Source organism: Paenibacillus hodogayensis, assembly GCF_039536325.1.
Lineage (GTDB): Bacteria > Bacillota > Bacilli > Paenibacillales > NBRC-103111 > Paenibacillus_AB > Paenibacillus_AB hodogayensis.
The window spans coordinates 47684-73118 of sequence record NZ_BAAAYO010000018.1; the positions used below are offsets into that span (position 1 = coordinate 47684).

The window sequence follows — 25435 nt, forward strand, 5'->3', positions numbered from 1 at the left end:
ACGACAACCGACGGCAATGCCGGATAAGCAACAATGTTTGCATCCGAGTATACTAGTAGCTGAACGACAAACGATCAACAAGAGGAGGACTTATCCGTGAACAATTACATTCGTTACGATTCTTCCGCCGCTTATGAACTGGCGTCTCCATATCCGATCGGACTGCGCGAATGGAACACGACGGACTATGTAGCCGAGCTGAGATCGCGAATTGCAGCCGAAAAGCAGAAAAAAGAGCTTCTTGTATATTATTATCGCATCGGACACGTTCAAGCGTATCCGCTTCCGATCCGCCGTCTCGATCCACTGCAATACCCGAAAGGGATTCCCGAGCTGCCGGCATACCCTTGGTACATTTGGCTGTTTTGGCAATTGAAAGAGAGATGGGATACTTTGCACACCGCTTGGCGTATCTTTCACGATGCGGATGCGGGACTTATACTGCAGGACGAGCTTGCATCGACAGCCGAATGGACAAGCAGTCATGTCGGTGCCGGTTTTGCCGGATTAAGCTCCGGCCATTTGGCGACGGCATTGGCGATCTACTTGAGCAATCAAGAAGGATGGGATGCGGATAAGCTCACTCGTGCGAAGCAAGCCGCTTCCACGTTGCTGGACAGGGATATTGAGCCTTACATCGGCGACGTTTGGATGAAAGACGACGGTATTCACGAATCCAACATGCACAACATACCGATCATTATTTTGATCAGTGGCGTCTTTTTGTCGGAAATTTTGGGTCGGCCTTCTGCGTCTGCTGCGAAATTGGAAAACGTGTTGGAGCTTTGGCAAACAAAACGGTTGGACGGTGACTGTTACTCCGAAGGAACGGCATACGACGGCTTTTGGCTCGATCCGCTGACGGACTGGCTGCGGAATGGGGAAAATCCGCTTGTTCGTCGGCTGATGCCCGGTTTCCGATCCTTTGTCGCCAGTTGCCTGCATCTGGCATTGCCGGGAAGAATCGATATTCACGCCCCGCTGGGCGATGAAGAGCCGGAAATGAACTTTTGGATGGATGTCGTCGTCAAACTGACGCACTTCTTTCCGTGGGAGGAAGCGGAGTGGCTAGTACGCCGCTTCCCGCCGACGCGCATGACAGCCGCAGCGTTGAGCCGCATGTTCAACAAAACCGGAGAGAACAAAGCCGAAGAGCCGAAAGCGTCCGTCGTCGAACACCCTTTCGCGGTAAGCATGCGCAGCGGTTGGAGTAGCGAACATTGTCTTGTTGCCGTCAGCGCAAGCCGGTACAATATGGCCCACTTGCATCATGACGGGGGGCATGTGGTGATCGGGCACCGCAACCGCTTCTGGATAACGGATCCCGGATACCAGCAATACCGCCGTGGAGCGGAACGCGATTATTCCATCGGCAAAGAAGCGCATAACGCTCCTGTACTGAATGGAGTCGTCCAGACGGTACGAGCTGCTGTCGTGACCGGCAAAGAGGATTCGCCTGGCGGCTATAAATCGGTTGAGCTGGATTTGTCTAACTGTTATGAATCTTTGCCCCCGCATACGTTTGTCAACAGATCCGTCTATATGCAAACTTCCGGGCAAACCGCAGTGCTCGTTCGGGATTCGGTCCGTGCGGAGAGCGCCGGAATATCATTGGAGCACTTTTGGCAAATCGGCACTTTTTTGGCGTATTCCTTCGTAGACGGCTGGCTGCGTCTCAGCGACGGCTCCGTAGCGATTTGGATCGCGGCGCTGGTTGAAGACGGGCAGACGCAGGAATACAGACTCAGCCAAATTGCGCCGACGCAGTTAGACCGGCACGAAGGGAGCCGGGGCGGATTGACGGTTCGCCACTCGCAAGTCTGCGCCGACAAGCGGCATACGTGCTGGTGGGCGTTCGTTATTGACGATCGGGGCGGTTGGAGGATACCCGACATCCGTTCGCAGGATGGCCGCCCTTACTGCCAAGTCTAGATGCGACGTCCGATTTGTGTACGATCCATGACTACGCCAGGAAAAACTGAATCGTGATATTGTAGAAGGGAAATCAAGGAGATGGTGGTCGGTAGCACGCGGGCAATTAAAAATCGATGGAGGCGGGACTGGGCCTATCCCTCCTTTCCCGCCGGACGCTGCGCAAAGAGCTTTAAGCCGGTACCCTTCAACTTGTACCGCTCCAAGATTTCCCGCTGAAACGCCGGTTCGCCGGGTTGCCAGTTTCAGACCAAAGCGGCGGAGCAGGTTGCCGCCAAGATTCGGAGAGGCAAAGGATTTCCATCCGGTCATGATTTGGCAACCAACACCGGAACGTCAGCATGATGCAGCACGCCATGAGTAACGCTTCCCAGCAGCGCCTCCTTCATCAGTCCCCTGCCGCGGCTTCCCATCACAATCAAATCCGCTTTCTCCTCTGCGGAGACGGCACAAATGCTTTTGACCGGGTGACCGGTAAGATTCATAAAACGGATTCGGTCTTGCCATAGACTGAACTGCTCATATATTTCTTTTTCAATCATTTGGCTGAGCTTTTCTTCAAACCGAACTGCGTCAGGCACAAGATCGTAAGCGTAATTTTCCCTTACCGTCACATACAAAACCGTGCACTCCGCTTCCGGCCATGCTTTTAACAATTCTTCAGTCATGCGGCCTGCATGGCCGGAATATTTTGAACCGTCTGTTGCAAACAAAATTTTTCTCATAACTAACTACCTCCCTGTTATGAAAGATACTTTTGGCTATACGTGCAACTTTTGCAACTGCATTTATCGTAAGTCCTCTCATTCAATAAGTAAAATAATGGTTTATAATGTTTAGAATAAGGATTAACTTATAACTTGGGATAAAGCGTCTTATCGGAAGCATGTATATCCTTCTCCATTAGTTCTCCGTTTGCAACAGACAGACTTGTACATTTACAATAAGAAAATGACAAGCGCGAAAATCATATCGACAGGAGGATATCAGATGCCGCAATTAATTTTTAGAGGAATTCCAGCCGAGGGCATACGTGAAATTAGTATACCGCTCGTAGAGGAGATGGCCGCAATATGCCAATGCGGAACGGATAATTTCACCTTGGAGTGCCTGCACGTAACGGCTATATTCGACGGGAAATATACCGATTCGTACCCTTTCATCGACGTATGGTGGTTTGAGCGGGGAGATGAAGTGCGCGATAAAATGGCCGAGGCGATTGATAGGCATGTCCGGTCACTCGGTATACCCGATCTGGAGATTTCCTTCCGTGTTGGCCGCGAGGACAATTTTTATATGAACGGACGCCGGTATAGTTCCTAGCTGATTCATTGGGGGTAGTAGAAGAACAGTGACGGACAGATTGACATCAAATCTTGTCGGGTGTAGACCGGGAGCCCGTATAAGCCTCCCTTCGCAATCGTGCGTCCCACTTGGATCGACTGTGGATCGAATTGATTCAAACCCGGCAGCTACCATATTGGGGAGTGAATAGCCGCCCAATTTCGAATTCAGAAACTTGACGGTAATATGTGGGTACTTTTTCTGAATCGGCTCTCCAAATGCTTTGTATAGAAAAACACGAGCTCGCCGTTTCCTCTTAAACTTCTGCTATTCATTCAACTATCGTACTCCGAGGGAGTGGAGTAAGGCTGCCGTTCAATGCTGGCAGCCTGATCATGAAGTTTAGGTAAACGAGAATTTCTCAATGGAATACAAAGATTGTTCAGCCCCGAATCTATCGTCCTGGAGCAACGTTTCGGAGTAATCCTCTTCATCTATCTGAAACAAAAAAAATGGACTCTTCCTTCAGCTTTGTAAAATAATAGTCATCGTTTTGGATTTCGGGCTTCCTCCCACTTTGATCAAAAAAGACGGTTCCATGGAGGATTCATCATCGCTTCATTTGATTTTCCATAGGCATTTTACAATTCTTTCTCAAGAAACCTGAAGAGGTGTGATTCAGGCTGCGCGAGGAACTCGGGAAAGCTGCATAAATCCGCATAAACCTGGTGTTCCACGTCATAACAGCCTAGGCCTTTGTTCTTCGGATTCCAAACCAACTGCAGACCCGAGTAATTGTCGATGTCGGCTGATAGACGCAGCAGCTTTTGCCTGCCGACTTTCATCTCAATCGTATCGGTCCATGCAAAAAAGTCGATATACCGGATTTCATATTCATTTTGCGCCAGCTCCAGGCGCAGCTTGTCTCCAGTAAGAAAGCTGACCAGTTCATCGGTTAATTTATACTTTTTAAGCTCTACCTTCTTGTTTTCCGCATTATGGAAATCAGTCGGTTCCAGCGATCTTAAATAGTCGGCCAACGCTGCTTGCTTACTGCTGACCGCAATCGTATACGGCCGCTCGCCGTCCTTTTCCGCTAAAGTTACGTCCGCGCCGCGTTCAACCAAAAATTTGACCATGGCCATAGCTCCCATACGTGCAGCCACGGTTAACGGAGTCGCTTGATAAGGATAGACCATATCCGGTTCATTATAATTGATGTCCACCCCCTGATCGAGCAAATACGTGAGTGTCTTAACGTCATGGTCCGATACGGCTTGACGCAATACGGGACCGCCATGCCGCTTGATATCCAATCCCAGCTCATGAATAAGCGGAATATTGTTTTTGTTGCCATAGTAGGCCTGTGAATAGGCGCCTGACCCCGTTCGATTGGGCTTGTCCATCTCGGCTCCGTGCGCGGCAATGTAGCGAACGACGTCCTCCTTGCAATAGCGGACTGCCCGCAAAAAAGCTGGATTATGATGGACATTCAGGTTGACCCCGTGCTCTACCAGCAGCTTGACAACCTCTATTTTCTGCGATACAAGCGCCAGATCCAACGGACTCATTGTGATATGCTTGCTGAGGACGATACCCTCTTCCATATCCCAGCCTGCTGCCATTGCAGCATGTAAAGCTGGCATATTTCCTTTGTAAATATGCATCGCGATTTCCGGCAGTTCCTCGAATCTCCCGATATCTTTCAGGACGATCACCCGCACCACTCCCACTTCAAGGTCTTATGAAATCGTTTCGCACCCTTTCGACAAGAGCCATTGCTTGATAACGAAAAAATTCGGCTGGACATCCTGTTCATAAAAGACGGCTACCTCTTGCTGATAGGCATAATTCAACCGTACATAACCGCCCATCTGCCGGTAGAACAAGAAGCAGGCATAGGGAGTCTCAATGAAGAAATCCGGCGGAAAATCCGCCTGACACGCTCCAGCCAGTTCGGGCAGCGACAGCTGATCCTGCCCTGGCGGTAAACGCAAAAAGAGATGACTCCGGGTGCCCGTCCACGGTTCATAATAGACGCCCTCCTCTTGGCTGCGTCCATACACCTGACGGTATATGTCGTCCAGTACCAAGGCGTACGTCCCTTCGTCCTCCTGCTCCCGTGCCTGCATCGAAATAACCTTTATGTACTCCGCATGTCGAGGCAGCCAGAGCAGTCCATCCGTCTGGGGATGTACGGCCAGAAAGTCGCCGTCTACCGTCGTGCCAATAGCGATACACTCACCGATCTGTTGCTCATGAATGGGGCTGTCTTCGTCATATTCCCATAACCCATACTCGGCAAAAGGTTTTAACACCTCCGAATCAGGCAATTGGACGTTCATCCACCCTCTGTAAGTCCCTTCGCCGAATTGCCTCAGAAACCGAAAGTAACCTGGCGGGTAAATAGCCGCGTCCTCCTTCGCAAGCGCTTGGTTTTGGGTCTCGGACAGCCGAATTTGCCGGGATACGATGTACATGATAACTCCCTCCGTTTCCTAAACGATGACGCAATCACAGGTGACGTTCAGCCGCTGCTGGGCCAAGATGATTTCCTCTTCGCTCGCAGGTGTGCCTACCAGCGTTTTATTATCTTCCCGATGAAGAAAAACTTTTAATCTCTCCATTAACGCCTCATTCATAGGTCAACCTCCTTCGCTGCCCTTACTCCGCCGCTTCCGCCAGCCAGGCCTGCATAGCCGGAGACTCCGCCTCATTCAAACGCAAGGCGATTTCGGTATTGATCTCATCCGGCGGCATGACCTCGACAAGGACGCATACCGAGTCCCGCAGTTGATTCAAGGCAAACACGCCTTCATTATCGAGCATGTTCATCGCCAGCTCCATGGCTTTCAGCCTGAACGCAAACTCGCGTTCCCATTCGTCAGCCTCTAGCTCCGCAATGGAAGGGCGCTCCATAAACAACGGTTTGACGTCATCGAAGTTCTCATCCCTGAAACCACAATAGGGCGAATCGGCATAGGACCATTTGATAAGCTCCGCAATCGTTGCTGCCGGCGTATCGCTGTTCTCTCCTTGCCTAGCCGCTTCCCGCTCCAAAGCCTCCCACGACCAGGCTGAGACGCTTGGCGCATGTCCCTCTCCGGTAGTAAACAGCGTGCAGTAGTAGTATCGTTCGCCATTTTCAAAAAGAGTGCAAAAAATCGTCCTGGCTGCATCGGCGATTTCTGCTGCTAGCGCCTCCATTTCTTGCGTAGGTTTCATGACAATCGCCTCCTTTCAGTATCACCGCCCGTTCAAAATTCATGTTGTATAAACCGTTCGTTTAGTTCCGCTTCGTACGGGAGCCACTCCGAATCGCTCCATAAAGGGAGTCCTACGAGTTCCGACAACCGATCTACGGCTTGCTCCGGGCTAGTCATCCCTAAAAGCTCGTCAAGATCCTCTTTGCGGATATCCAGCACTTCTCTCAGGTAATTATCATGAAGACGTTCTTCTTGGAGTTCATACTCCTCCCTCGTCCACGGTCCACAAAGAATCCTTTCGGCTTGAATCTCCCCGTCCGCAAAAATCGACAATTCGAAGATTTCCTCATTCATATACCCGGCGGTCATGATCGGCTCCCCGGTAAGCCGGGACAACGTCCGGCCGATCTTCTTCACCGTCCCCCATACAAAATAATCATGGAGCACGCTGATCCAGTTCTCGTTGCTTTGGCTTATGTACATGACCGCTTTGGTCTCTTGAGCCTCATTTCTGCCTAACACTTTGGCATGCCCTTCGCTTAGCTCTCTAAGTGCTTCGATCGTCTTCTCAAGGTTATTCGACTTGATGTGCAAATTAGCAAATGACCTTCCCATAGATAACCTCCTGCAACCAAAGGTGTGTGTGAGACGCTTATAACCCTTATATTAGCCCTATGTAACATGAATCTTATCTCCATTATAAAGATCATTTGTCCTGAATCCACAGACTTTTTACCTGAATTCTGGGAATTTGGTCGATTGTCTTTTCTCTTCCTCATAAAAAAGAGGGTGTCTCTTCGTCGCTTTAGGACTTTGAGACACTCTCTATTGGACTATTCGATTTGCCTTGATTTTTTTCGGAAACCGTCCGTATCGAGCATTGGCTTGAACGTCTTCGGGTCTCTCGACACATAAGTATCGACCAGTTTCTCGAGTGCCGGTCGAACCGAGCCTTCGTAGAGGCCACCGTGGTAGCAATAGAGTCTCTCGATGTCGTATGCCAATAGACGCCGAACGGATTGAACCGCCGCTTCCAGATCTAACGTGAATTGGGGATTGGCGATGTCCAACATGCCGTTCTCGATGACGACGGCATCACCGGCTACCAGCGTTTTACTGTGGGAGAGATACAATGAGATGTGCCCCGGTGTATGTCCAGGCGTGTGAATGATCTCTATGCCACCGCACCACGGTAGCAGCTCCTTGTCACTTACCAATTGATCGACGGGCACGTGCTCGATCGTTTGTAGAAAGCGAACAAATTGTTCCGCCTGCGCCAATTCGTGCACGGGTAACGACGCAAGCGTACTTTCTGCTTGCTCCAGCCGTAATGATTTCTTTGTTCCGCCAATGTACGGCGCCTCAATTTCATGTGAAATGACTTGGATATGCGGATAGGACCGCTTCAACGCGGCCAACGATCCGATATGGTCCATATCGTCATGTGTCACGATTATGGTCGTGATTGTATCGAGAGCAACATTCGAGCGGCTCGCGGCTTCACGAATGCGGTCCATAAAATCTGGATACCCACAATCAATGAGAATGGTATGCTCCTCGTCTTTTAGAAGCACCGGCGTAATGATCTGAAGCTGTCCGTTAACTTGGAACTCGATATCTAAAGCATGAATCATGTGCGTAAGTCCTCCTCGATAGGGCCATGACGAACTACTGCTATTTCATTCAACTATCGTACTCGTTTAGTTTAATAGAGCGCTTCAAACGTAGCAAATACTAAACCATTCAGGAGCACCATTATTTCTGAAGTTACCTCACCTAACTGACTTGCATGCTGGTTTAGAGCTTCAGCAATTTATTATTCTCTCGACAGACTAAAATTTGTTTGTTGACTTAAACCATGGTTTAAGTCGTATCCTATTCCTGTCGACATGGTATGATGAAATTTTGGAGGACTCCAGATGAAGTATTTTTCTATTAGTGAAGCTTCAGTCAAATTAAATATTCCGGAATCAACGTTACGGTACTATGAAAAAAAAGGACTACTGCCACTAATCGAGCGTGATGTAGCTGGGAGACGGTTATTTTCAGAACGTAGTTGAATCCCTGCATTGTTGACTAACACATTGACCTCCGGATAATTCACGGTTACCCAATCAAACAATGCAGCGCCTGTCCATCTTTCCATGCTGTTCGCCCCATTCTTTGCTGCAAAAGAAGAGGCGACTATTATTAACGTGACATCCGGGTTAGCTTTTACACCGCTTGCGATTACCCCGATTTATTCAGCAACAAAAGCGGCGCTTCATTCCTTTACGATGTGTCTAAGACACCAACTTTCTAATACACCTGTAGAAGTAATTGAAGTGGCTCCTCCTGCGGTGAATACAGATTTAGGTGGAGTTGGGTTGAACATTCAGGGAGAACCATTAGATGCATTCGCTGTTGGCATATTCAAAGGTTTGGAAGAGGGTCAAAAGGAGATTGGATATGGTACTTCTGTTGGCCGCTTGCGCATGTCGCGAGATGAAATTGACGAGTACGCAGAAAAGTTGTATGCGGCTACGAAACACATAATTGAATAATCTTTGCCGCAGCCCCATCCACCAGTAAGGTGGTGGGGCTCTTGCTGACGCAAATGCCGCTTGCGGCCTATCATTCAAGCATCCAGGTTCAGAAGAAAATGACGCGTCCCTTGATAGGCGTCTCTCCATCCCATCTTCGCGTAGAACCGAAGTCCATCGAGTCCCTTGAAATAATAGGCACCGATTAGCCGCTCCTTGAAATTCGGAATCGTGATGCCGGCTTTCGCTTGAAAATCCTGATACGCCTGAATGACGCCGTTCCGCGGCATATGCCGATCAAGAATCGCTAGGTCTACGAGGGAATCGCCGTATTGGCAGTTGCCATCAATGATACCGGTAATCCGCGTGCCGTCCGACAAAATATTCCACTGGTGAAAATCCCCATGGATAAAGCCCCTGTGCGGTTCGTTATACGATACGTAGGCCATCAAGCGGTTATAGATTTCTTCGAATACGTCTCTCTCCAAGCAAGACGTTCGATAGAGGTCGTGCCAGTTCTCCCAGAACGTCCCCGTCTGATCTTCCGCATTGATGGCAACGACGAAGTCCTTCCAAGATGTGTAGGTTCCGTTGCCGTCAGGCCCGATCCACCCGTAACCGTTCGTTGCACCGACGTTCACAGCAGCCAGCTTGGTCAAAATTCCGATAATTTCCGGCAATTGACGGGCCTGTTCCTCTGCCGTGAAATCGGCTAGATTGCTTCCTTCTATCCGCTCCATGATGATATAGGCCAATCGACCAGTTTTCCCCAACGCCAAACTTTTCGGAAAAGCGATGCCTTGACCCGACAACAAGTTAGAGATATAGCCTTCCGTCTTGTACGCGCCTTCCAAATCGCTGAATTTCACTACATAACCTTTGCTTTCGTGGACGAAGGAAAACACGCTGCTCAAATTGCCGCCGGCTAAAGGCGTAATCTCGGCCACCCCGGGTCCAAAATGATTCCGCAACACTTCCTCGATTTCGCTCACGGCCAAGCTCGGTTTCTCATAGGCAGTCATGGTTCCGTCCCCCGTTCATCTACATATTCCTCGTAGTATCATTGCATTGTAATTATAGCATCTCAAAAAATGGTAAGCAGTGTAGCAAATAATTAAAACAGATGTCTCTTTATTTCAGTGTTTTGTTATGCCGCATTAACGTCAACATCCGAATAACGTCCTAGAGCCTGAGATTATAGCCAATAGGTAAAAGATACGGCCAAGGTCGACATTCGCCGACTTAGCCGTATCTTCATTTTTCCGGACCGTTTTATTTGCCTTTTTCCGTTTTGATATGCAGCTTGATTTGCTCTTCCGCGTCCCGCAAAGCGGTGTTAACGTCTTTTTTGTTCGTCACGACGTTCGTAAATTCGGCGGACACGATACTGTTCGCTTTGGCGTAGTAAATCGAGTTGACCGGAGCCGGAGCGGAGCTGCTTTTGAACACGCCGGCAATATTTTTGCCCTTCATTTCAGGCAAATCTTGCGCGAACATTTGCTTGTATTTCGGATCTTTCATAACCGTCTGTTTGGCCGATTTCCGCGACATAATCGTCTGCACTTCGTCTGAGAACAGCACCTCCAGCACGCGCATCTGATCGTCCCGGTTTTTGCTGTTGGCCATCGGGGCGGCGAGATGGAGATCGTATTGGCCGTAGGTGTTCGGCCTCTCCTTAAAGCTCGGATATTGCACAACGTCCCAGTTCAAATCCGGCGTTTCCCGCAGCCGTAAAAACAGATTGACGGTTGTCAGCATCGCGACACTCCGGTCTTTCAAAAAGCGGTCGATCGCATTGCCGGTGTTGTATTCGTTTCCGGGAATGGCGTAAATTTGCCGTCCGATCTCCATCACCCGTTTATACGGATCGCTGTTGACTGTCACTTCGTCGGTTTTCGCGTCAATAAGGTTTAAAGAAAGCGGCAGCAGATAGCGGCCGAGCATATCGGTATCGAGGCCGCGATATTGGATCGAGCCTTCCTTGCGCGTTACTTTTTTGGCTAACTCGATCGCGTCTTCCCATAACATGCCATCCTTTGGATAAGGCACGCCGAACTTATCGAACACGTCTTTGTTATAGTAAGTCGCGTTCAGATTATTGGCGTACGGCAGCGCGATCAGTTCTTTTTTGGGAGAAATGGCCGTAATCGTGTCCAGAGCGCCTGATTCAAAACGACTCAAGTCGATGTTATGCTGTTTGGCCAGCGGCGTAATGTCGAAATAGACGCCCATATCGATATAGTTGATTAACCGCCCGTGGTAAGTAACCAGAAAATCGATCGCTTCGCCTTTCGTCAACAGCTCCGGCAAATCTTCCGTCGTTTTGTCCATGACTACCGTAATATGCGGGTACTTTTTCTTGACCGGCTCGACGACAAGCTCACTGAAATCCTGATCTGTGAAATAGCCGCCTAGCTGATGAAAACGAATCGTTACGGGAGACAAGGACTTGACTTCCGTCGGAACGGATTTCGGCGTCACCGTCTCGCTTTTGGAGCAGCCGGCGAAGACGATCGCGGTGGAAATGAGCAGAAGCGAGCACAACTTTTTTTGCATGAAATAACCCCCTCATTATAATTGGTTATGAACGAAGCAGCTTCTCTATTTGCGCATTCCGGCAAGTGAAAATTCTGCATCATACCATTAGGGCGAATTCTGTGATGCCTGTGCTGCGTAATATTCCGAACGTTCTTTCGCCTCATCTCAGTCGCGATCACATTTTGCGAGCGCTTTCACAGATACTCCGGAGGAATACTTCATTTGCAAAGCAGCGAGTCCACCCGTTTCATACGCCGAATGCAGCTGTTTATCGCTTCGATTCTGTGTCTCGGAAAATCTGCCCGAATAAGTTTTATTGCGTCCTGTACATCGGCAATTCTTATTCTTATTTTAGAAAGTTTGGCGCTTAGCGCCATGATTAATATTTGTGTACCTGAACGATAGTTTAATCATTTTTATTTTCATTTGAGATTTCATATAACCCGGTGTATGCTCGAGGTTCGTGTCTGTATAAACCCGAAAGTGGAAAAAACCTTGTCGCAGAACGACAAGGTTGATGAGAGTCAGGCGAACACCTTCCGATTTTGCGAGAAAAAGAATACATGACATTAAGCCCGAGATCATCTTATAATAGAATTTTACATAATTATTATTATGTAAACTTTCTGTTGCATATGCCGAAATCTGCACAGAGTGGCTATTACAATGACGGCTGCCCCGCGGCAGCCGTTTTCGTTGAATTCCCTCGTTATCCTTTAACTGAACTGTCTCTTTCGATATACGAAATGCTTACCACGATTATGCACCTATGTTTGTGTTGCCGGACAGCCGCGGCCGGCTGTTATGACATGCGTTTGTCGTCCTCTTTTTATTTCAGCGTTTTGTTATGCCGCATCAACGTCAACTTCCGAATAACGTCCAAGGCGTTTTCGACCATAATGTCCATCATCCGCCGACCTTTATCGTCCGTTGCGCATTCCGGATATCCCCAATAGCCATCCTCCGTAAGCTCGGTCGAATCGAAATAGTCGAGGTAGTCCTGCGGATAGAACCGTCGATCGGTCGGCTCGAAGACCTGACCGACAAGCTCGGGATGGATATGCATCATGATGGAAGTCTCGTGCTCGCCTGCGTGGATATCGTTCGCCGTATGCTCCATCACCTCATGCGCGCGCCGTATTCCGACGTTGGTGTCGATCAAAATGGTCATAAGGCCATCGAGATCGCGGTTCAACTGCCGAACCGTCGGCTTCAATATCCAATTGCCGCCATGACCGTTCACGATAATGAGTTGACGGAAACCGTCGTATTGCAGGGATTCCGCCACATCCTGGACAATGCTTCCCAGAGTAGCTGCCTTCAGGTAGACGGTTCCTCTCGCTTGCCGATGCTCGATGGAGGATGTTATCGGAATGACCGGCAGCAAATAAGCATTCAGCTCGCGGGCGAGCCGCTCGGCCCAATGTCCGGCGATCAAGCAATCCGTTCCGACTGGCAGATGGCTGCCGTGCTGTTCGACGGCGCCTATCGGCAGAACCGCTATAGTTGGAGCGGCTCGCTCGAAAGCACGTGTTGTATCGTGAATCGTTAGCATGGTATCACTCTCCAGTCCGTTCGGTATTTTCATTTTGTTCATTGGCTTGGCTTCGTCTAACTTTGCGGCTGGCGATAACCGGCCGATTCATGTGAAACGTACGATGCCAGCATGAAGTTCCGGCACGCCTCGATCGGTGTAGCGCGCCTATTTCAATAATTGCCGGAACGTTGGAGCAAGACCTTCGGCCATTCGAATGAAGCCAAGATCGGTTGGGTGGCCCCCGTCCACCGTACACTCCTCATAATCGTCGCCCAGAAGCGTAGAGCCGTCGAAGAAGGTGATATGCTTGTCGCCTGCGTCTGCGAACGCTGCGACCGTTTCTCTGGCAATCTGCTTGCGCTCCTCGGCTAATTGAGCTAGGACTGGATCGAATCGCTCTTTGGCAAAGCGAATTTTGGAGATGACCAGAATCGGTACGGTCGCATGTCGTTCCCGGTAGATCCGGATAAAGGCCGGCAACGTTTGCCTAAACTGCTCCGGCTGTCCGGCATTGCCCTCATAATCCAGCACAAGCAGGGCAGGACGCTCGATCTGTGCCAACACGTGGGCAACCTCCGGCTCGCCCCGACCGCTGCCGGAAAAGCCCACATTGATAAATTCACGCGGTATACTCCGGCTGAGTATATTCGTGAAACACATTCCCGGTCGGCTTGCACATCCGCCTTGTGTAATCGAAGTCCCGTACACAATCACTCTGCGGTCATCGGCAAACGGCGCAGGACCGGCAACCTCCGCATCGGAGGTTAGCCCGATCTGCAGTTCCTTCACCCCTTGGTAGAGCGGGAAATTTAGCGTAATCATCCTCATCTCGCTGCTCACATTCGACCATTCGAATAGGGGAGCCGAGAATTCGATCTGGTTATGGTCATAACGTGTAGTACTTATATACTTCTGTTCCCCTGGTTCACCTATATAGCAGTCAAATCCGCATTGTCCTGTTGCCGGCATATGATACATATTCGCAATGCCCGCTAGCACAACCTTCACGAATAGCTTGGAGGAGGACGTTCGGAATCTTACCTGACCGCCTGCCGTGCAATTGGCGAGTGATTGCACTCCATGACTGAGCGGATGCGACGGCGATTGCGGCATTCGCCGATACAGCCCCTCTTTCTCGAACCATGCGAAGCCAGTGATCTGGAATGGCGCCTCCAGGGGCGAATACCATTGGATCGATTCCGTTTTCAACTCCGGCGGCTTCATATTCGGGTCCAGTTCTTGAACGTTGATCCCTTCTGGCTGATCTGACATGTGTCCTCATCCTCTCCATTTGTCGTATTTTATATGGATCATTGATCGTCCCGGCCAGCGCAGAACTAACCACTTGGTACAGATCATCTAGCCATGCCAATAGGGAGCTCGAAACGGCTGTACCCCTTTGTGGAAAACAGACGTGTCGGCTTCGCCCACGGGAACGGGTATTCCGAATAGAGCTGGCCTTTATCGGCAGCGTCCATGATCCGCTCGGACAAGCCAGGCAGCAGCCGGACCGTGGAATCATTATCCTCGCGCTCGACCACGTACTGTTGCGGAATGGCTAATACACGGTCGGCCGATTCATGCGCACCGTTCGATGCCAGTATGAAGTTCCGGCACGCCTCGATCGGGCAGTACAACGGCTCAGCGGAACCGTCAATCGCCCGCATTAGGTTCAGGTACATGTTTTGCATTAAGGAATCCGCCTCATATTCCAAGCTCTGTTCACCGTTCCTGCCACGAATCGTCAGCTTATTGGTGTAATCCCAGTATGCTTCCCCTTCCGTCCCGCGAACCCGGATAGAGGGCGTTTCGTTTTCATGGTGACAAAGCATCGCGTAAAAATAAATGTTCACGCCATTCGCAGCGCCAATTCGGATACAGGACACGTCGTCACTTTCTATGTCATTCACATGGTACAGCTCGGCCTGCACCTCTTCGGGCAGCGCCTTAACCGCATCGCCGCTCCCAGCGGCGAGCAGGCAGTTGTTCAACAGATGGGCCAGCGGGTTGTTGAACGTGCCGTCCAGCACATACTGGCCGTCGCACGTCAACTTGCCGGCCCAGCGGGTCCGATCGTAATACGAGCGATTCCGCTTCCATCTGCCCACTCCGGTCACATCGGTCACTTGCCCGATCGCTCCGGCTGCCAGTTGTTCTAGCAAGTTGCGGAACGCACGGCCCGACGTATGCTGGAAGTTGACCTGGCACAACCGACCGCTTTCCTGCGAAGCGGCTATCATCGCATCCACGTCCTGCACCGTCGCAGCAGGCGGCTTCTCCACCAGCACATGAAAGCCCAGTTGCAGCACGCGGACGCACATCGGCTTGTGCGCGGCGATCGGCGTAGCAATGGCGACAAAATCGATCTCCGGATGCTCGGCGAGCATCCACTCGTAATCCGTGTAATGCACTGCGCCGAAAGATACCAACTGTTGAAACTGCTTCTCGTACGCTTCGGCATTCAACTCGGCAAATGCAACTATGTCCAGCATGCCATTCTTGGCCAGTTCCGACATAATCCCTACGTGCTGTGCGCCAAATCCTCCGATGCCTATAATCGCAGCCCGAATTGTTCTCACGATTTGTTCCCTCCAAACAGACTTCCGCCCGCTTCCCGAGCGGATGGTTCTACGACGGACCCGATCGCGATCCGAAGATGCGCGTTTCGTGCGCTACATTCGGTCTGCAGCGGTTGTTCCCAGAAATGCGTTCTTTAGCAAAATTCCTGCTCCGCTGTGAATGGCATGACCCGCCAATAGGTAATCGAGTATGGCACGCCTCAACTGCGTGTCGCGCGGGGCCGATGCCAAGTCAACCGGTTTCGTTCCAAACACCCTTTCGAAAGTCTGATGATCATCGCTTAGAATCGGGAACGGGTGATAGTCCTGTCGGAATTGGACGATATTCGTATGACTCGGCAGCAGTTTCTGCCACTGCGGGCTAAGAAGCCATGTCGCACAAAAGATAACAGAGAAAGGCTTTTCAGGGAAATAGGTATCGAAAAAATGGACCGCGCGACTGTAGGAGTCTCTGCATTGTTCATGCGCCATTTTGCCATCTGCCGGGATGTGGACAACTATGGCGGTATCTCTAGGCTTCAGGACATGCTCCCATTCCTTTCCCTGCAAGACGGTTGTTTCCGGTACCCCTAGCCCATCCGATGTGATTCGATGGCCCGTGATCTGCTGTTCCGTTAACATAAGCTTCGAAATCCAGGCGCAATTGTATACTCCATTCGTTCCATCGATACAGCCGTCACTGCGGAAGGGGATATCGTTATCCGGAAAAATAGCAACCTCCCCGGTGCTTCTATGTCGAAAAGCGTGAATCGAATAAGGAAACAATTTTAATTGAAATTGTAGCCTGCCCAGACGAAACATTTCCCCCGTGAAATGTTGGATTAGCCAATGAATGCTATTGGCCCCCCATAACCCTCGCTGATTTTTGTAAATACGCATCCTTAGTTCCAGATCGCTCAGCGTTTCGGTTAACACTTCCATGGGAATGTCCCTTTCGCGATAAATCTGCACGGTGTGAGGCAAGCCGGACAAGAGCACGATAGGAATGAGCATGGCGGCCCATTGATCTTCTTCGCTCTGCTCCAAGGCGAGCAGTTCCTGCATAACTTCCTTCTTCGCCAAGCCGTCCTGTGAATGAAACAAGACCCGATGGCAGCGAGAGACGATCTCGCTTAATCGATCATCCGCCTGCAATAAAGCCGTCGCTTGAACAAAGGCGTCGGTTATTTCAGCTGACAGTTGAAGCAACTCGCTGGCAGCTGCGATATAATCAAGCCGCAGGTAATCATCCGGCGTGTCGCACGCGGAGAGGGAAGAAATGAATGTGATCGCTGTCATAGTTGAAACAACCTCCGTAGTAACTAGTACAAAGTCAGAGCTAATCCTGTGTATTCCGGGAGGCTCGATCCCTTGAGGTGCAAGGGATTGGTCCCATCCGAGGAATACCGTTCAAGGTCTGACTTTGTACTAGCTATAATGATTCTTTGCTGGAAATCTTCACGTATGTTCGCGCCTTTGGGTTATAGACGGTTTGCGTGATTTGACTGTCTACTAATTTAATGCTTGCAAGGGAAAACGCCGCTTTACCGGGTGCGATCGTCCGAAATGTGAGCGAACATAGCACAAGATCTCCGCTCTCACCCCCATCTTTCCCTGTCTTGGTGCTGGCGAATTGGAGCCGCCCCTCTTTGACGATCGGTACAATGGAAACCCCCGGAATCATACTGGTCGCTTTGCTGAAAACAAGCCTGGATCCATCGAAATCCACATTCACTTCGTAACCGAATACGTCCGTAATCCGGTTGGCTGCTACGTTGATCGTAATCTCCTCGCTGAGTTTGGAAGTATCCGGAATTGGAACGATAGAGAAAGCAGGGTCCCCCACCTTCACCGCCGTCAACTGTTGAACTACAAAATAAATACATAGTAGCAGGCAAAGGCCGAGTAATGCTCGCTTGCCCGTCATCTCTTTCACTTTCCAGTTTATCAAGGGCGACCTTCCTTATCGGGCATCTGTTCTGTATGCATGAAGGGACAGCTTCCGCCGTCCCTCCCACAGGTCTATCCGGACTACTCAAAAAGCATTTGCGCAATGGCCACCAGGTCCAAGATATCGATTACATTATCATGATTGCTATCCGCGAACTTGTACCGGCTCCAGTTGGGATCGGTGCTCGTTTTCCCATAGGCGGCAACGGCAATGCCTAGATCGGCTACACTGACTTGACCTTGAACAGGCTTGATCACAGAATCTTCGAACAACTGAACAGCAGCATTTAAATTCGTTAACGCTAGATTGATGTCTTGCGGGGTAGCCGCCTCATGCTGTCTCACCGATACGGCAGCGTTAATCGCCGCCTGCAGGGTCGCTTTCGAGCCGCTTGGATACTGACCGATTCTGATCCCTTCCTCCGAAGCGTCATGATCGCCTTGCGCCTTCTCGATTGCGGCCTGCAGCAGCGCTCGGTTGACAGTATGGAGCTGAATTTGCAGAGCGTGCGAAGCGCCGTCTACCTGCATCATACCGCCTGAGCTGTTTGCAATCTGAATCTGATTCACTGAGACGTTTGTGTTCACAGGCGTGTTCGTCGGCTTCGCCTTAAACGAAAGCTTCAAGGAATCGCTATTAGCAGCCAGGGCATGATCCGGTCCAAGGCTTGCGGCTGCTACCCGCACTTGTCCAGGCGTAACTTGTTTTTGCGTCAATACCGCAAATCCCGTTACCGCAGACGTTACCCCGGAAAGCTCCAGCGTGCTCGGATCATAGTTAATCGTCACGATCTGGGCGTAGACGCTTTGATAAGTGCTGGCCGTCACATCTCGGATCCCGAAGGTGAGATCGAAGCTGGCATCGGCTTCCACTTGATTCGCTCCCGTTAACACAGCATAGGGAAGCTCAATATTGGCATAGACCGTAACATCGCTTGCGGTCGTCAAGCTTCCGTCGCTTGCGGTCAGACGCAAGACATAGGTACCTGTAGCGCTAAAGGTTGCAACGGGGCTGGCAGATGAAACATCGCTGAACAGAACCGTTCCGGGACCGCTCACTTTGCTCCAGGTTTTCGTAAGGATGCCGCTGGGCATGCCGTCATCGTAGACGACTCCCGCGAGACTCGCTGTTCTTCCCGTCGTAATCGCGCTTCCGGCATACACAATCGGCGCCCGATTGGAGCTATATGCGTTCAAGCCGAACTGCATGGCTGCCGTACCGGATTGGTGGGCTCCCATATCGACATTCGTCCCGCTGTTGAAATTTTTAATCGCCACACCGGTGTGATAGCCCGGACTTGTGGGAGCCAATGCATACCGCCCGCCGGCTCCACTGACATATCCATTGTTGGGCTCATAGATCGGCGCCTTGCTCAGGAGCCCGTGCGGCTCTGCTCCGGCATAGGCAACCACCTGTCCGGAGGACAGATCATAGTCGAAATCATTCGTTGTGCTTAAGCGTGCGTCCTGGATCGTATTCCGCCATGTTTTGAAGGACTGCCAAATGTTATTTCTCGACACTGTGTTCGTTAACGGCCCGCCAGCGTCATAGATGCCAGGTCCTGGGCCAAGGGGAAATGCGCCACCGGGCGCCTGCAGGGTGGTGTTATGGAAGTAATACCTTCTTCCCCCGCCGAGCGTAGGGTCGTCTACACTATCTCCGACCTTGGCAAAACCGCCTCTAATGTCGTCGAGGTCTGGGCTAACGTAAGCTGTCTTGGCCGTATTCATAAACAGGATGCGCGACCGGTTGTATACATTGCGGAACACGTAATACGGACCGATCGAAGTCGATGCGCTGGCTATTCCTGTCCCGGTTTTGTCCAAATAATTGCCCCAAACGCGCACATTTCGGTTCCCGCCTTCGGTCTCGATGGCATCGTCATAAGTATGTGTGACAATATTGCCGTAAATATCGGAGTCGGCGCCCGGCCCGCCGGACAAGGAGTAATTGGGGCCACCGCCAATACCGTCATTGAAATAATGTCCGTCTTTGCCCGCAATAGCGCCGTCGCTGCCGGTTATTTCATTGTACCGGACAATATGATGTCCCCCGGCGAACTGCATGAACGTGATCCCCTGAGGGCCTTCGGGATGGCCGAAATCCCAGGTGTTGGTCGTATAGGTTGGATCGTGAATTTTGTTCCGCTGAATGACCGTATCCGTTACGGGATTAACGGATGGATTCGGTTGATTGGCCATGATCGCCGATTGATAGTCTCTGCCCAGACCCGTACCTGGCGTTTTTTCCGATCCCCAGTCGCTAATGTCGTTATTCTCGATCACGACATGGTGGGTGCCTTGTTCCATGGCAATCCCATGCTGTGCCGCTCCTTTGCAAGAAATTCCCCTTATGATGACGTAAGGAGCCGTGACGGTGATACACGTATTGGCGGCCTTCTGAACGTCAATGGTTGCCGTACCGGTTGCCGGATCGAACGTGTACAGCTTATACGCGGATGAGGTTCCCCCAGTGCTGATCACCAGCTGCTCAGTGGACATCAGAGGAAGATTGACCGTTTCCCCTACCGGAAAATGCTCGCTCATCGTTTTGGCTATAATGGAAGCGTTCTCACCATTTGTCAACGTCAGTTTGACTTCGTAGTCGGTCCCCGGAATAAGCCCGACAATACTACCTCGAAATTCGGCTGCCCTGCCTCCTGTTGTTCGCTCGTCATACCACAGGTCCATGGCATCCTGCCACGCCCCCTGAGAACCGGCAATACGGTATTGGACCGCGGCGCTCATCGTTCCTTGATTGGGAACGTTCGGATTCCAATACAACCCGATGGACTCGAAGGTAGACACATAGGTAGGCGCGCTTAATGCATAGGCGACAGGAGTTGAACGAGGATCACCGAGCACGCCAATAGAAAAAAGCAATGTGATAATCAGGAATGAGGAGATGAGTTTTTTCAAACTTCGTTTAAAACCGGCCTGTATAAGCATCTGGTTCCTCCCATTAATATGATGATGTTTTTTCCACATCAGATCAGTTGATCTTTCACATCGACCCGCCGTCTCTCCGCAATCGAGAGGTTGGCAGAAGCGCCGATCAGCAGGGACATGGCGCCTTCCCAAGAGCCTGCCATCTGCCGCAAGGGATCGGCGCCTCCTTGCTCGAATAGCATTTTCCTTAACAACCCATCGCTGCCTCCGTGAGCACCCGTTACTTTTTTCATCTTCACGGTCATGTGCTCTTTCCGCTGGTTGAATACGTGGATGAACCGGTGGCTGCCCGCATCGATCAATGGATCGGATGTCGCCTGCGCCTCTAAACTCCCTTGTGTGCCGACCAGTGTCACTTTCCATCCCTCATAAGGGCTGTAAGCATTTAACGAATAGGAAAGCAAGGCTCCTCGGCCGTATTTCACACTGAGTGACATCGTGTCGTAAATATCGATCTCTTCGGAGAACACGCACTTGTCACGAACATAACCATCGAACGGTTCACCGGAAACGTAGAATTCTCTCTTGAACCGATCCTTCATGATGTCCATATAAAATTCGCATGAATCCGTGTAGCTGCATGTCAGGCACCGTTCGCCGCGCTGCTCGCGCACAGGTCCATAGAAATATCTCCCTCCGTCTGCATATACATGCTCCGGCTCATCGTCCAGCCACCAGTTAACCATGTCGAAGTGATGCGTGGATTTGTGAACCAGAAGTCCTCCGCTCATCGCCATGCTGCTGTGCCATCTGCGAAAGTAATCCGCTCCATGCCGGGTATCCAGCGACCATTGCATCTGAACGCTGAGTATATCGCCGATCGTACCTTCGGCGAGCAGTTGTTTGATTCGTACGATATACGGGTCAAAGCGGCAATTGAACGTCACGATCACTTTCTTCCCCGTACGCCGCTCCGCATCCAGAATCGCTCTGCACTTCTCGACATCCGTCGTCATCGGTTTCTCCGAAATGACGTTGCATCCCGCTTCCATCGCCTTAATGATGTAATCGTGATGGAGGCTATCCGGAGTCGTCACGATGACGAAATCGGGTTCGGTTTCGCCAAGCATCCGGTCGAAATCCTCATAGCATGGAACACCTCCGCATTCCTTGCTTACGAACTGGGCTCTCACCGGATTAGGATCGCAAATTCCGACAAAATCTGCTGCCTCCCGCCACTCGTCAGCCAGCGGTTTGGCGAACATCTCACGCCCACGGTCTCCTGCGCCTACAAGCACATATTTGGTTTTCTTCATTTCTTTTTCTCCGCTTCGATGAATTTCTCGGCTTGTTCTTGCGCATTCCGCAATGCCGTATTGACATCGACCTCTCCCGAAATAATCTTCAAAATGTTGGGGGTAATAATACCTAACAGTCCCGTGTCATAAATACTTTTATTGGCTAGAGGAGCGAAATTGTTGTAGTATACGGCTTTCCAGTTTTTATTCTTAAATTGGCTTTCCGTCGCTATAAGCTTCTTTACATTTTCATCATCTAGAACGGTCATGTAGCCTAATTTGGAAAATTCCGTTTGCATCTCTAGCGATGTCAAATATTTGATGACCGCCATAGCGCCCTCTTTGTTACTTCCGGTATTTGCGATCCCAAACATTTTGGGCGAGGTCTGCGAGCCAACTTTGGGTTTATCCTCGAACACCGGCAGCGAAACCAAATCCCAGTCCATGTCTTTGACTGCTTCCGGTCCATCCAATACAAAGGTAGAATTGAAAACCATCATCGCCAATTCTCCCGTTGCATTCATCTCCGTGTAGTACGGCAGTTTTTTCTTCGCCATTGACCACGCCTTATAGGTGTCGGTTGCGTTATTCAAGAAATAAGTCTCGAATAAGGTTTTCCACTTTTCGTCCGAGAACGTCGGCTTCTGTGTCTTAGGATCATACAGCGGCATCGATAGCTGATTCGACCGAAAAATATGGTTCGGCGAGGCGGAAAAACCCATATAGCTCGAGCCGCCTTCATTACGCGTTAATTTTTTATTGAGCTCCGTCAATTGGCCCCATGTCATCCCATCCTTTGGATAAGAAACGCCTACCTTGTCGAAGTATCCTTTGTTGTAATACAAGACCTGCACGTTATTGGTGACGGGCAAAAAGTAAATTTTTCCATCGCCCATGCTTTTTACCCGATCCATCGTGGTCTGCTCAAATTTGGACAAATCAATCTGCTGCTTTTTGATCAAGTCCGTCATGTCGTATTGCTGACCTGCGCCGAACAGCGGACCGGGCATGTTCTCGATCGTGGAGATCACGATGTCAACAGGCTGGCCCGTAGCGGTCAGTTCTACAAGAGTTGTCCCTTTTTTGTACTGGATGTATTTAATCTTCAAGTTGGGAAATTTCTTCTTGATGTATTGTCCGTAGGCGTAATCGAAATTTTCTTCGGTTCCCCCGCCCATATCCTGAATGACAAGCTCAAACGACTCCTTCGTGTAGTCGATGGCAGCCGGCTGCGCGGTTGGAACAGGAGCCGTCTCCCCTCCCGACTTACTGCAAGACGCTGCAAGCAGCGCAACGGTGACACATAGCGACGTCGTCATCCACAATTTCTTTGCCAACATGCTAACAAACACCCCTTCTCAGTCTACCTAATGTAATGACACAACGGTTCTATTCCGTTTCGGTGCGGCGGCAAGCAGACATGCTCCCGCTTCAACTCAGTAATCTTGGCATGGGAGCCGTTGGTATTGACATGGTTGTTCAACCTCCTGACTAATAAGTTGCTTGCTCGAGAATCAGCTTATCTTGCAGTTATGACATTATCAACAAAGAATCTTGTTGATTTTACGCTTTTTATACGAATCTTGTCCTGCAGGTTCCCTTTTTTTGATACAGTTATAGGGAACACGATGTTACCGTTTACACTCTTCTTCCAGGCGCAAAGGAGGAGCTTATGTCCGTTTTGAAACCCCTTATTATTAAGGAATTCGACCATCAAGAAGACCATTTTCGGATCAATTATGTGCAAAGAAATGGAAGGTCCGACAGCTGCGACTATCATTTCCATGATAACTACGAGCTTTATTACCTCTTAGCTGGACAGCGCAAATATTTTATCCGGGACCGCATCCATTTGGTTCAAAAAGGCGATATGGTATTTATCCCCAAGCACGATCTGCACCGTACCCGGGATGCCGGTCCCTACCACGAGCGGATGCTCATCTACTTCGATGATGCTTTCCTTGAAACGATTGCGGGTCCAGGAAACCAGATTAGCCCGCATTTGCTGCAGCCTTTCAGGAATAATAACCCGGTCTTGCGGCTGCAAAAAGAGGACCGCCGCTTTGTCGACGTGTTGTTCTATCGAATTTTGAAAGAATTGGAGGAAAAACCGGTCGATTATCAGCTGTATTTGAAGGCGCTGTTTATCGAATTGCTAGTCTATGTCTCTAGATGCACAGAAAAGTATGTGGAGGTGGAGGTTAATGCGCCTCTGGATACGCCGACCCAAAAGAAGATTTCCGAAATCGCCAATTACATCCAGGAAAACTACGAGAAGTCGCTTACACTCGCTTATTTATCCAAGCAATTTTACATCAGCACCTATTACCTGAGCCGAGTCTTCAAGGAGGTGTCGGGTTTCTCTTTCGTGGAGTATCTGAACAATGTGAGAATCATAGAGTCGCAGCGGCTGCTGCGTGAAACAAACTTGCCTATCTTTCAAATCTCGGAGCAGGTTGGATTCGTGAATACGACGAATTTCGGGAGGGTGTTCAAACAAGTCGTGCATTTGTCACCGCTTCAGTATCGTCGCATGCAGCAAGCGACGAATTAGTCATTCGCCTGATTCTGCTTACTTAATATAACGAATGGAGAGGATGAGGAACACATGTCGGATCAGCCAAACGCGATAAACGTTCAACAACTGGACCCGAGTATGAAACCGCCGGAGTCGCAAACGGAATCGATCCAATGGTATTCGCCCCTAGAGGGGCCATTCCAGATCGCAGGCTTCGCATGGTTCGAGCAAGAAGGCCTGTATCGGCGAATGCCGCAATCGCCGTCGCATCCGCTCAGTCATGCAGTGGAATCTCTGGCTAATTGCACGGCGGGCGGCCAGGTAAGATTTCGAACGTCCTCGTCTAAGCTATTCCTGAAAGTTGTACTGGCGGGCAAAGCGAATAGCGATCATATGACGGCAACAGGCCAATGCGGATTTGACTGTTACATAGGCGAGCCGGGGGAACTGAAGTATGTTAGTACGACACGTTATGATCATAACCAGATCGAATTCTCGGCTCCGCTATTCGAATGGTCGAATGTGAGCAGCGAGATGAGGATGGTTACGCTGAATTTCCCGCTCTACCAAGGGGTGAAGGAACTGCAGATAGGGTTGGCCACCGGTGCGGATGTTGCCAGTCCTGCGCCGTTTACCGATGACCGCAGAGTGATTGTGTATGGAACTTCGATTACACAGGGTGGATGTGCGAGCCGGCCGGGAATGTGTTACACGAACATCTTGAGCCGGAGTATCCCGCTTGAATTTATCAATGTAGGATTTTCCGGAAGCGGTCTTGGTGAGCCGGAGGTTGCCCATGTATTGTCACAGATCGAGCGTCCTGCCCTGCTAGTGCTGGATTATGAGGGAAATGTCAAACAGCCGGAAAAGTTCCAGCAAACATTGCCTGAATTTATCCGGATCTATCGCGAACGACATGCGACTGTACCGATTTTGGTCGTCTCCAAAATTCGCTTTGCCAAAGAGCGATTCGATCCGGTCATGGCTCAATTAGGTGAGGAACGCAAGCAGATTGCCAGAGATACGCTCGCCGTACTCGCAGACGCAGGCGACAAGCATATCACCTTCTTCGACGGCTCTACGCTTCTGGGCGACGATTATGAGGAATGTACGGTGGACGGGGTCCATCCAACCGATCTTGGCTTCATTCGAATGGCCGAGGGTCTTGCTCCAACGTTCCGGCAATTATTGAAATAGGCATCA

22 protein-coding genes and 1 pseudogene are annotated in these 25435 nt (G+C 50.4%); 6 read left to right on the forward strand and 17 right to left on the reverse strand.

Annotated elements, in window-relative coordinates; translation table 11 throughout:
* Positions 1–96: 96 nt before the first annotated feature.
* Entirely contained in the window at positions 97–1932 is a 1836-nt protein-coding gene (locus tag ABD796_RS31585; RefSeq protein ID WP_344916009.1) for a heparinase II/III domain-containing protein, read from the forward strand.
* Between the two features lie 308 nt (positions 1933–2240).
* On the opposite strand, the gene ABD796_RS31590 is transcribed toward ABD796_RS31585, so the two are convergent.
* Positions 2241–2657, reverse strand: a complete 417-nt coding sequence (locus tag ABD796_RS31590; RefSeq protein WP_344916011.1) for a universal stress protein — start codon at positions 2655–2657, stop codon at positions 2241–2243.
* Positions 2658–2922: 265 nt separating this feature from the next.
* On the opposite strand from ABD796_RS31590, the gene ABD796_RS31595 reads away from it, so the two are divergent.
* Positions 2923–3255: a DUF1904 family protein gene (locus ABD796_RS31595; RefSeq protein WP_344916013.1), complete on the forward strand. Its 333-nt coding sequence runs from the start codon at positions 2923–2925 to the stop codon at positions 3253–3255.
* Between the two features lie 602 nt (positions 3256–3857).
* On the opposite strand, the gene ABD796_RS31600 is transcribed toward ABD796_RS31595, so the two are convergent.
* From ABD796_RS31600 to ABD796_RS31625, 6 genes are all read right to left on the reverse strand, one after another.
* Entirely contained in the window at positions 3858–4934 is a 1077-nt protein-coding gene (locus ABD796_RS31600; RefSeq protein WP_344916015.1) for an ankyrin repeat domain-containing protein, read from the reverse strand.
* Positions 4935–4958: 24 nt separating this feature from the next.
* The gene (locus ABD796_RS31605; protein WP_344916018.1) at positions 4959–5696 is read right to left on the reverse strand and encodes a hypothetical protein; all 738 of its coding nucleotides are present in this window, start codon (positions 5694–5696) and stop codon (positions 4959–4961) included.
* Positions 5697–5714: 18 nt separating this feature from the next.
* Entirely contained in the window at positions 5715–5858 is a 144-nt protein-coding gene (locus ABD796_RS31610; RefSeq protein ID WP_344916020.1) for a hypothetical protein, read from the reverse strand.
* Between the two features lie 22 nt (positions 5859–5880).
* Entirely contained in the window at positions 5881–6441 is a 561-nt protein-coding gene (locus tag ABD796_RS31615; RefSeq protein ID WP_344916022.1) for a DUF4303 domain-containing protein, read from the reverse strand.
* A 32-nt stretch (positions 6442–6473) separates the two neighbouring features.
* A complete protein-coding gene (locus ABD796_RS31620; protein ID WP_344916024.1) occupies positions 6474–7037 on the reverse strand; it encodes a hypothetical protein in 564 nt (187 codons plus the stop codon).
* A gap of 218 nt (positions 7038–7255) precedes the next feature.
* Complete coding sequence (locus tag ABD796_RS31625; protein ID WP_344916026.1) at positions 7256–8056, reverse strand: MBL fold metallo-hydrolase; 801 nt, start codon at positions 8054–8056, stop codon at positions 7256–7258.
* A gap of 285 nt (positions 8057–8341) precedes the next feature.
* Between ABD796_RS31625 and ABD796_RS31630 the strand changes: the two genes are divergently transcribed.
* Positions 8342–8482, forward strand: coding sequence for a MerR family DNA-binding transcriptional regulator (locus tag ABD796_RS31630; RefSeq protein WP_344916028.1), 141 nt, complete (start codon positions 8342–8344; stop codon positions 8480–8482).
* Positions 8483–8536: 54 nt separating this feature from the next.
* Positions 8537–8965, forward strand: a pseudogene (locus ABD796_RS31635) (SDR family NAD(P)-dependent oxidoreductase); the annotation flags it as partial.
* Positions 8966–9039: 74 nt separating this feature from the next.
* On the opposite strand, the gene ABD796_RS31640 reads toward ABD796_RS31635, so the two are convergent.
* The 10 genes from ABD796_RS31640 to ABD796_RS31685 all read right to left on the reverse strand — a co-directional run bounded on the left by ABD796_RS31640 (position 9040) and on the right by ABD796_RS31685 (position 23054).
* Positions 9040–9966 carry a phosphotransferase family protein gene (locus ABD796_RS31640; protein WP_344916030.1) on the reverse strand — a complete coding sequence of 309 codons (927 nt, stop codon included), beginning with the start codon at positions 9964–9966 and terminating at the stop codon, positions 9040–9042.
* 250 nt (positions 9967–10216) lie between these two features.
* Positions 10217–11500, reverse strand: coding sequence for an ABC transporter substrate-binding protein (locus ABD796_RS31645; RefSeq protein WP_344916032.1), 1284 nt, complete (start codon positions 11498–11500; stop codon positions 10217–10219).
* Between the two features lie 811 nt (positions 11501–12311).
* Positions 12312–13079, reverse strand: coding sequence for a creatininase family protein (locus ABD796_RS31650; protein ID WP_344916034.1), 768 nt, complete (start codon positions 13077–13079; stop codon positions 12312–12314).
* 105 nt (positions 13080–13184) lie between these two features.
* Entirely contained in the window at positions 13185–14291 is a 1107-nt protein-coding gene (locus ABD796_RS31655) for an SGNH/GDSL hydrolase family protein (RefSeq protein WP_344916036.1), read from the reverse strand.
* 83 nt (positions 14292–14374) lie between these two features.
* Positions 14375–15598: a Gfo/Idh/MocA family protein gene (locus tag ABD796_RS31660; RefSeq protein WP_344916038.1), complete on the reverse strand. Its 1224-nt coding sequence runs from the start codon at positions 15596–15598 to the stop codon at positions 14375–14377.
* 93 nt (positions 15599–15691) lie between these two features.
* Entirely contained in the window at positions 15692–16876 is a 1185-nt protein-coding gene (locus ABD796_RS31665) for an acyltransferase domain-containing protein (RefSeq protein ID WP_344916040.1), read from the reverse strand.
* A gap of 133 nt (positions 16877–17009) precedes the next feature.
* A complete protein-coding gene (locus ABD796_RS31670) occupies positions 17010–17528 on the reverse strand; it encodes a cohesin domain-containing protein (protein WP_344916042.1) in 519 nt (172 codons plus the stop codon).
* Positions 17529–17608: 80 nt separating this feature from the next.
* Complete coding sequence (locus ABD796_RS31675) at positions 17609–20335, reverse strand: cohesin domain-containing protein (protein WP_344916044.1); 2727 nt, start codon at positions 20333–20335, stop codon at positions 17609–17611.
* Between the two features lie 179 nt (positions 20336–20514).
* Complete coding sequence (locus ABD796_RS31680; RefSeq protein WP_344916046.1) at positions 20515–21732, reverse strand: Gfo/Idh/MocA family oxidoreductase; 1218 nt, start codon at positions 21730–21732, stop codon at positions 20515–20517.
* Positions 21729–23054: an ABC transporter substrate-binding protein gene (locus ABD796_RS31685; RefSeq protein ID WP_344916048.1), complete on the reverse strand. Its 1326-nt coding sequence runs from the start codon at positions 23052–23054 to the stop codon at positions 21729–21731. Before ABD796_RS31685 ends, ABD796_RS31680 begins: the two co-directional genes overlap by 4 nt.
* Positions 23055–23386: 332 nt before the next feature.
* Between ABD796_RS31685 and ABD796_RS31690 the strand changes: the two genes are divergently transcribed.
* Both ABD796_RS31690 and ABD796_RS31695 read left to right on the forward strand, forming a co-directional pair.
* The gene (locus ABD796_RS31690; protein WP_344916050.1) at positions 23387–24268 is read left to right on the forward strand and encodes a helix-turn-helix transcriptional regulator; all 882 of its coding nucleotides are present in this window, start codon (positions 23387–23389) and stop codon (positions 24266–24268) included.
* 54 nt (positions 24269–24322) lie between these two features.
* The gene (locus tag ABD796_RS31695; protein ID WP_344916052.1) at positions 24323–25429 is read left to right on the forward strand and encodes an SGNH/GDSL hydrolase family protein; all 1107 of its coding nucleotides are present in this window, start codon (positions 24323–24325) and stop codon (positions 25427–25429) included.
* Positions 25430–25435 lie beyond the last annotated feature (6 nt).

Bases quoted from the DNA above. Each gene is read 5' to 3' on its own strand.
- ABD796_RS31640 (WP_344916030.1), bottom strand. From the start codon at position 9,966: ATGACTGCCTATGAGAAACCGAGCTTGGCCGTGAGCGAAATCGAGGAA.
- ABD796_RS31645 (WP_344916032.1), bottom strand. From the start codon at position 11,500: ATGCAAAAAAAGTTGTGCTCGCTTCTGCTCATTTCCACCGCGATCGTC.
- ABD796_RS31680 (WP_344916046.1), bottom strand. From the start codon at position 21,732: ATGAAGAAAACCAAATATGTGCTTGTAGGCGCAGGAGACCGTGGGCGT.
- ABD796_RS31620 (WP_344916024.1), bottom strand. From the start codon at position 7,037: ATGGGAAGGTCATTTGCTAATTTGCACATCAAGTCGAATAACCTTGAG.
- ABD796_RS31605 (WP_344916018.1), bottom strand. From the start codon at position 5,696: ATGTACATCGTATCCCGGCAAATTCGGCTGTCCGAGACCCAAAACCAA.
- ABD796_RS31630 (WP_344916028.1), top strand. From the start codon at position 8,342: ATGAAGTATTTTTCTATTAGTGAAGCTTCAGTCAAATTAAATATTCCG.
- ABD796_RS31595 (WP_344916013.1), top strand. From the start codon at position 2,923: ATGCCGCAATTAATTTTTAGAGGAATTCCAGCCGAGGGCATACGTGAA.
- ABD796_RS31685 (WP_344916048.1), bottom strand. From the start codon at position 23,054: ATGTTGGCAAAGAAATTGTGGATGACGACGTCGCTATGTGTCACCGTT.
- ABD796_RS31650 (WP_344916034.1), bottom strand. From the start codon at position 13,079: ATGAACAAAATGAAAATACCGAACGGACTGGAGAGTGATACCATGCTA.
- ABD796_RS31615 (WP_344916022.1), bottom strand. From the start codon at position 6,441: ATGAAACCTACGCAAGAAATGGAGGCGCTAGCAGCAGAAATCGCCGAT.
- ABD796_RS31590 (WP_344916011.1), bottom strand. From the start codon at position 2,657: ATGAGAAAAATTTTGTTTGCAACAGACGGTTCAAAATATTCCGGCCAT.
- ABD796_RS31695 (WP_344916052.1), top strand. From the start codon at position 24,323: ATGTCGGATCAGCCAAACGCGATAAACGTTCAACAACTGGACCCGAGT.
- ABD796_RS31655 (WP_344916036.1), bottom strand. From the start codon at position 14,291: ATGTCAGATCAGCCAGAAGGGATCAACGTTCAAGAACTGGACCCGAAT.
- ABD796_RS31610 (WP_344916020.1), bottom strand. From the start codon at position 5,858: ATGAATGAGGCGTTAATGGAGAGATTAAAAGTTTTTCTTCATCGGGAA.
- ABD796_RS31665 (WP_344916040.1), bottom strand. From the start codon at position 16,876: ATGACAGCGATCACATTCATTTCTTCCCTCTCCGCGTGCGACACGCCG.
- ABD796_RS31625 (WP_344916026.1), bottom strand. From the start codon at position 8,056: ATGATTCATGCTTTAGATATCGAGTTCCAAGTTAACGGACAGCTTCAG.
- ABD796_RS31690 (WP_344916050.1), top strand. From the start codon at position 23,387: ATGTCCGTTTTGAAACCCCTTATTATTAAGGAATTCGACCATCAAGAA.